Genomic DNA, 5,923 nt, shown 5'->3' with positions numbered 1-5,923 from the left:
TGGTCGGGCTGCGGACGTCCTGCCAGTCACCGGGAGGTGGACCCGCGGCCAGGGTGGGGCCGGGTTCCTCGCGGTCGGGGGTGGCGGGGTCCGCGTCGTCGGTCCAGAGCGCGCACCCGGTGAGCGCTGCCACGAGGGAGCCCGCGAGGATCGTCGCGAGCCCGCTCCGGGCCACCGCGACCACGCCCACCCCGGCCATGGCGGTCAGCCCTGCTCGACGAGGGCCTTGATCCGCTTCAGGGAGGTCGACACGCCCCTGTCCATTTCCTTGGTGAACGAGGGCTGTCCGCCGAAGAGCTTGTCGGTGAGGAACGTCGAGATGAAGGTCAGGCCGTTCGGGACCTCACGACGTTCCGTGAGCCGGGTGCCGCCGTCGGCGGTGGGCTCGAGCTCGAAGACCCAGATGGTGGTGTTCTCGGTGATGCGGTTGGCGAACCTTCTGCCGGGCTCGAACTCGACGACACGGCTGGTGGTGGGCCAGAAGATCGGGCCGCGCTTGTTGATGTTGAGCGCCCACGTCCCGGCGGTCGTGCGGCCACCGAGGGCGACGACCTTGTGCGCCTGGCTGCTCCACTGGGGGGCGTTGCGGACCTCGGAGACGACTTCCCAGACCCGGGCCGGTGGGGCGTCGATCTCGATCGAACTCTCGATGGCGGCGGGAGCGGACTCGGTGGGCATGGATGGCCTTCCAATGGGAACGGGCTTCGATGGCGTCTCGATGGTAGGGGACGGGGCGCGGCCGTGCGTGTCGTTCGCCCGCCGCGAACACCGGGCCGCACCCTTTGCACTCGTGGGGGGCGAGTGCTAGAAAAGCGGTTGGCACTCGGCTACCCTGAGTGCCAGCAACACCTGAACTGAGGTCGCAAGGTGAGGCGCGGATCTGACACGGTCCGCTCCGTCCGTCGCGGGCGCCGACGCCGACCACATACGTGTCACCCCACACCCGGAGGATGATTCACCCAATGGCAAAGATGATCGCGTTCGATGAAGAGGCCCGCCGCGGCTTGGAGAGCGGTCTCAACCAGCTCGCCGACGCCGTCAAGGTCACGCTCGGCCCCAAGGGTCGCAACGTCGTGCTGGAGAAGAAGTGGGGCGCCCCCACGATCACCAACGACGGCGTCTCCATCGCCAAGGAGATCGAGCTCGAGGACCCGTACGAGAAGATCGGTGCGGAGCTCGTCAAGGAGGTCGCCAAGAAGACCGACGACGTCGCGGGCGACGGAACCACCACCGCCACCGTCCTGGCCCAGGCGCTCGTGCGCGAGGGCCTGCGCAACGTCGCCGCCGGTGCCAACCCCATGGGCATCAAGCGCGGCATCGAGAAGGCCGTCGAGGCCGTCACCGCGCACCTGATCGCCTCCGCCAAGGAGATCGAGACCAAGGAGCAGATCGCTGCGACCGCGGGCATCTCCGCCGCCGACCCGGCGATCGGCGAGCTCATCGCCCAGGCCATGGACAAGGTCGGCAAGGAGGGCGTGATCACGGTCGAGGAGTCGCAGACCTTCGGCCTGGATCTCGAGCTCACCGAGGGTATGCGCTTCGACAAGGGCTACATCTCGCAGTACTTCATGACGGATCCGGAGCGCCAGGAGGCGGTCATGGAGGATCCGTACGTCCTGCTGGTCTCGGGCAAGGTCTCCACCGTCAAGGACCTCCTGCCGCTGCTGGAGAAGGTCATCGGCGAGGGCAAGTCCCTGCTGATCATCGCCGAGGACGTCGAGGGCGAGGCCCTGTCCACGCTCGTCGTGAACAAGATCCGCGGCACCTTCAAGTCCGTCGCCGTCAAGGCTCCGGGCTTCGGTGACCGTCGCAAGGCCATGCTGCAGGACATCGCCATCCTCACCGGTGGCCAGGTCATCTCGGAGGAGGTCGGCCTCTCGCTCGAGACCGCCGACATCTCCATGCTGGGCAAGGCGCGCAAGGTCGTCGTGACCAAGGACGAGACCACCATCGTCGAGGGCGCGGGCGACCAGGGGCAGATCGAGGGACGGGTCAACCAGATCCGCGCCGAGATCGAGAACTCCGACTCGGACTACGACCGCGAGAAGCTCCAGGAGCGCCTCGCGAAGCTCGCCGGCGGCGTCGCCGTGATCAAGGCGGGCGCGGCCACCGAGGTCGAGCTCAAGGAGCGCAAGCACCGCATCGAGGACGCGGTCCGCAACGCCAAGGCCGCGGTCGAGGAGGGCATCGTCGCCGGCGGCGGCGTCGCCCTGGTCAAGTCCGAGGTCGCCATCGACGGGCTGTCCCTCGAGGGCGAGGAGGCCACCGGTGCGAAGATCGTCAAGTTCGCGCTGAGTGCCCCGCTCAAGCAGATCGCCTTCAACGCCGGTCTCGAGCCGGGCGTCGTGGCGGAGAAGGTCCGGAGCCTCCCGGGCGCCCAGGGCCTCAACGCCGCCACCGGCGAGTACGAGGACCTGCTGGAGGCCGGTATCAACGATCCGGTCAAGGTGACGCGCTCCGCGCTGCAGAACGCCGCCTCCATCGCGGCGCTCTTCCTCACCACCGAGGCCGTCGTGGCCGACAAGCCCGAGCCCGCCGGTCAGGCGATGCCGGGTGGCGACGAGATGGGTGGCATGGGCTTCTGACCCGAGCCCACACAGTACGCCGGGCCGTGGCCCGCACCGGAGAACCCCGGTGCGGGCCACGGCCTTTTGTGCGTGCCCTCGGACGGGTCACGGCGGGCCCGACACTCCTGGACCGCGGTGGCGGTCCCGTAACAGGATCGTCATCTCTCCCCCGCCGCGTAAATAGCCTGTGATCTGCGGTTACGGTGCCGTTTCGCCCATTGTGGTGGACGCGCGTCCTTTTCTAGTGTTCCTGTCAGGCGCCTCGAAGGGTGCCGTGAACGCACGAGAACGGAGAACACCATGCCCGACTTCGGTCAGCTGTCCGACCTCTTCGGAGGCATCACCGACATCCTCGGAGCCGTCGTCACATTCACCGGGTCGCTGGGGGGCGAGGGGGGCATGAACGACTTCTTCGATGCCGTGTCGAGCATCAGCGCCGACTGATCCCAGAGCTCACCTCCAGAGATAACCACCCAGCAGACCCAGGAGCACACCATGTTCTTCCCCGAGTTCGGATCCCTCGCCGGCGTCAGCGGCGCCCTCGGCTATGTCAACGACTTCCTCGGCGCCTTCGGAGACCTGTTCTCCGGCCTGGCCTACTTCACCGGAGGCGACTTCGAGGAGGCCCTCGCCGGCGGCTTCATGATGTGGTGACCCGAGCCTGCTGAGGGCGGCCATGCCCTCAGCACACCGGTGCGGCCCGTGCGATCTCCCTCGCGCGGGCCGCACTGCTGTGCCACGCGCAGTTATGTGGGCGCTTGTCTAGATGAATGTTTATCGACCTAAAGGTGTCTCCGCGGCGTCGCCACGCCCCGCCCAGCGTGAGGGAAAGTTAATGCGCTCGATTAAGTCGTTGACTCAATAGTATTTGCGCAGGCAGATCAAGGTGCTAGGGTTTCCTTGCATCTAGTGATCTGGGTCACGAAGGGTGCCCTGGGCGGATAAGGCGTCACCCGGCTGCCGTCGAGACCGAGGTCACAATTGACTTCGGAGCCGCTCAGATTATGCTGACTCTGGCCCCATGAGCCGGGGCACCACTTTCAAAGGGAGACACACATGCCTGACTTCAGCGCCATCAGTGCCGCACTCACCGCGGTCAAGAACCTCATCGACGGCTTCATCGGATTCACCGGTTCCATCAGCGGCACCGACACCATCGATGCCGTCGACGCGCTGTTCGGCAGCCTCGGCGCGACCGACCAGACCTGATCCCTCGGCTCTTCTGGTCCTGACGCGGCACGGGCCGCGCCCCCGCTTCCGGTCACGGCGTAAGGTGACCAACTCCAGCAACTTTCCGTTCCCCGGATCCGCATCCGGAAACCACACTTCTTAGGAGAACACCATGGGTATTGATCTCGGTTCGCTCGGCCCGGTCATCGGCGAGGGCGGCATCGTCAACCTGTTCGGCGGCTTGCTCGGCAACGTCAACAACCTGGTCAAGGGCGTCGGCTACTTCCTCGGTGGCGACTTCCAGAAGGCCCTCGACGCCGGCTTCATGGCCTGAGTCGTACGGCTGATCGACAAAGGGCTCCGGGCCTCGCCCGGGGCCCTTTCTCGTGCGCTCCCCGGTGTGGCGCCCGCCCACGCGCCGCGCGGGGTGTATCGGATTTTCTTCATATCGGTAACAAGAGGCCGGGTAGCGTCGATAATGTTGACGTGAGCCGCAAGGGTGGTTCCGCGGTTACCGGCGGGCCACCCGGGTATGTCATCCTCGGATGGTGCCCGGCGGGCGCAAGACTCGGTCCTGTAGGCACGCTCCCACCAGGGGTGTGCTTAGTGGGACTTGTGTGACTACTGGGAATCGGGTTAGCTGTCAAGCGAGGGTCTGCCCGGGTCCGTCTGTGAACAACGAGAAGGTTAGGCGTCGGAATATGCGTTCAGTCAAGAGCGGCCGGTTGGGCACCAAGGTCGCCGCAGCGGCCATCGCCGCGGCCATGGTCCCCGTCGTTGCCACGGGCACGGCACAGGCCCAGGGTGGCAATATCCAGTACACCAAGGCCACCGCCCAGAACAAGGTCGTCGAGACCCAGCTTCCCGACGGTCGACTGATCGTGTCGGTGTGGTCGGACAAGATGGCCATCGAGGTCCCGAACATCGTGCAGCGCCCCCGCGACGGTAACGCCGGCGCGCCGGTGCTCTACCTGGTCAACGGCGCCGGTGGTGGCGAGGACTCGGCCACCTGGCAGGCGCAGTCGGACGTCCGGGCCTTCATGTCCGACAAGGACGTCTGGACCGTCACCCCGATCGGTGGTGCCTTCTCCTACTACACGGACTGGCAGCGTCACGATCCCAACGTCCAGACCCGCTACGCCCGCGAGACCAACCGCCCGATGGCGTTCGAGACCTACCTCGCGCAGGAGCTCCCGACCCTCTTCGAGGGCCGGTACGGCGGCAACTACCCGAACCGCAAGCGCAGCCTCGCCGCGATCTCGATGACCGCCACCTCGGTCCTGACGATCGCCCAGAACCACCCGGGCCGCTTCCAGGCCATCGGCTCGTACTCGGGTTGTGCCGAGACGTCGACCCCGATCGGCTACCAGTTCATCAACATCGTCACCGGCATGCGTGGCGGCGCGAACCTCGACAACATGTGGGGCCCCTACCCGGGTCCGGGCTGGGTGGCCAACGACCCGGTCGCCCAGGCGCACAAGTTCGTCGCCCAGCGCGACAACGGCACCCTGCCGGCCATGTTCATCTCCACCGGCAACGGCCTGCCCGGCCCGCACGAGTCGCTGGAGAACTGGCGTCTGCGCAACAGCATCCCGGCCCTCGCCAACCAGGCGATCGTCGGCGGCATCATCGAGGCGGCCACGCAGTACTGCACGGCCAACCTCGCCCGCCGCTTCGGCGAGCTGCAGATCCCGGCCCAGTTCGACTTCGCGCCCAACGGCACGCACTCGTGGGGCTACTGGGAGGACGACCTCAAGCAGTCCTGGCCGATGATGGCCCAGGCGATGAACGCGCGCTACGGCCCGATCTGATCGGCTGACGCGCCGGCGCCCCCGGGTCCCGGCTCCGACGGACCCCGTCCCACCATCCGAGTGGGGCGGGGTCCGTCGTCGTCCGTGGGCGTGCAGCGTGCGCGTGGTCACGTCGGGCCGGGTGCGGTGTGGGCAGGGGACTGCGGCATCCTGTACGCATGACCAAGACCGACGACCCGCGGCGGACCGAGCTCCGGCACGCGGACGGCAGCACGAGTCCGCTGTTGATGGTGGAGGCCGACCGGCGGGACTCCGACAGGCCCGCCGTGCTGGTCCTGCCCGGCATCGCCGTCGGCGCCCGGTACTACCTCCCGCTGGCCCGCGCACTGGCCGCCGAGGGCGTGGACGTGGCGATCACGGAACTGCGGGGCCAGG

At 67.4% G+C, this 5,923-nt stretch carries 7 protein-coding genes and 2 pseudogenes; 7 read left to right on the top strand and 2 right to left on the bottom strand.

All coding sequences use genetic code 11. From position 1 onward, the window contains the following. Both G6021_RS08605 and G6021_RS08600 read right to left on the bottom strand, forming a co-directional pair. Positions 1 to 199 (bottom strand): annotated as a pseudogene (locus tag G6021_RS08605) (hypothetical protein); the annotation flags it as partial. Positions 200 to 204: 5 nt separating this feature from the next. After that, complete coding sequence (locus tag G6021_RS08600) at positions 205 to 678, bottom strand: SRPBCC family protein (protein ID WP_179523442.1); 474 nt, start codon at positions 676 to 678, stop codon at positions 205 to 207. Between the two features lie 284 nt (positions 679 to 962). On the opposite strand from G6021_RS08600, the gene groL reads away from it, so the two are divergent. From groL to G6021_RS08565, 7 genes and pseudogenes are all read left to right on the top strand, one after another. Continuing rightward, positions 963 to 2,585 carry a chaperonin GroEL gene (gene groL, locus G6021_RS08595; protein ID WP_179523441.1) on the top strand — a complete coding sequence of 541 codons (1,623 nt, stop codon included), beginning with the start codon at positions 963 to 965 and terminating at the stop codon, positions 2,583 to 2,585. 282 nt (positions 2,586 to 2,867) lie between these two features. Beyond that, the gene (locus G6021_RS08590; RefSeq protein WP_182609540.1) at positions 2,868 to 3,011 is read left to right on the top strand and encodes a hypothetical protein; all 144 of its coding nucleotides are present in this window, start codon (positions 2,868 to 2,870) and stop codon (positions 3,009 to 3,011) included. A 51-nt stretch (positions 3,012 to 3,062) separates the two neighbouring features. After that, positions 3,063 to 3,221 carry a hypothetical protein gene (locus tag G6021_RS08585; RefSeq protein ID WP_179523440.1) on the top strand — a complete coding sequence of 53 codons (159 nt, stop codon included), beginning with the start codon at positions 3,063 to 3,065 and terminating at the stop codon, positions 3,219 to 3,221. Between the two features lie 402 nt (positions 3,222 to 3,623). After that, the gene (locus G6021_RS08580; protein WP_182615807.1) at positions 3,624 to 3,776 is read left to right on the top strand and encodes a hypothetical protein; all 153 of its coding nucleotides are present in this window, start codon (positions 3,624 to 3,626) and stop codon (positions 3,774 to 3,776) included. 133 nt (positions 3,777 to 3,909) lie between these two features. Beyond that, positions 3,910 to 4,071, top strand: a complete 162-nt coding sequence (locus G6021_RS08575; protein ID WP_182615805.1) for a hypothetical protein — start codon at positions 3,910 to 3,912, stop codon at positions 4,069 to 4,071. Between the two features lie 367 nt (positions 4,072 to 4,438). Next, on the top strand, positions 4,439 to 5,548 hold the full coding sequence (locus tag G6021_RS08570) for an alpha/beta hydrolase family protein (protein WP_179523437.1): 1,110 nt from the start codon (positions 4,439 to 4,441) through the stop codon (positions 5,546 to 5,548). A 158-nt stretch (positions 5,549 to 5,706) separates the two neighbouring features. Continuing rightward, positions 5,707 to 5,923 (top strand): annotated as a pseudogene (locus G6021_RS08565) (hypothetical protein); the annotation flags it as partial.

The sequence above is a fragment of the Dietzia sp. CW19 genome, from assembly GCF_014145265.1.
GTDB classification, from domain to species: Bacteria; Actinomycetota; Actinomycetes; order Mycobacteriales; family Mycobacteriaceae; genus Dietzia; species Dietzia natronolimnaea.
The sequence above is the reverse complement of the archived record's forward strand: the minus strand, read 5'-3'. Positions and strand labels throughout refer to the sequence as shown.